The sequence below is a fragment of the Bradyrhizobium sp. PRIMUS42 genome (assembly GCF_023006515.1).
Taxonomy (GTDB): Bacteria; Pseudomonadota; Alphaproteobacteria; order Rhizobiales; family Xanthobacteraceae; genus Bradyrhizobium.
In genome coordinates this window covers 1-836 of the sequence record NZ_JALBGZ010001331.1, presented here as the reverse complement: position 1 = coordinate 836, position 836 = coordinate 1, and the positions used below count along the sequence as shown (strand labels likewise).

Sequence of the window (836 nt, the reverse complement as noted above, 5' to 3'; positions counted from 1 at the left end):
GAGAACGGATCGGGCAGGAAGCGCTGCCGGCTCTGCGCGGGGTCGTTGATATAGCCGCGGCCGACGCCCGCGCCGCCGATGCAGAGCTCGCCGGTCACGCCGACCGGCTGCGGCTGGAGGTTGGCATCGAGCACGTAGAGCTGGGTGTTCGGCAGCGGTGCACCGACCGGAACGATACCGGTCGTGATCGCCGGCGCCTTGGTCAGGCGATGCAGAGAGACGTCGTCGGAACATTCCGAGGCGCCATAGGCGTTGATCAGCGGCACTTTCGGGCATTGGGCGAACCAGGCCCTGCAGAGGTCGACGGGTAGCGGCTCCCCGGTCGAGATCAGCACCCGCAATCCGGCGAAGGCGCGCCGGACCTGTGTCTCGTTGATCCGTTCGACCACGACGCGCAGAAGCGATGGGACGACCTCGAGCACCGTGATGCCTTCGCGCTCGATCTCCCGCGCCAGCAGGATCGGGTCCTGCACGTTCGCGTTGTCGCAGACATGCACGCGCGCGCCGACCATCGGCCCCGCCAGGAACTGCCAGACCGAGATGACAAAGCTCTGCGGTGCAGTCTGCGCGATCACGTCCCCGGCGGAGAGGCCGAGCTCTGAGACGAGCGAGGCCAGATGGTTCGACAGGCCGCGCTGCTCGATCATGACGCCCTTCGGCGCGCCGGAGGAGCCTGACGTATAGATGAGATAGGCAAGGCTTGAAGCCGCGCGCCGCGCGGCGCGGGCCGGCTTGGTCGGTCCCGACGCGATCGCGTCTTCGAGTTCAGCCACCGGGATGCGCTCGACCAGCGGATCGAGCAGCGTCTCCACCATGGCGGACTGGGCCCGTCCGGT

The 836-nt window shown here is 68.2% G+C and carries 1 protein-coding gene; it reads right to left on the bottom strand.

Translation table 11 applies throughout. The annotated features are described in order from the left end of the window. The coding region (locus MOV75_RS40100) for an AMP-binding protein (RefSeq protein WP_247008375.1) at positions 1-836 on the bottom strand (836 nt) is incomplete at both ends.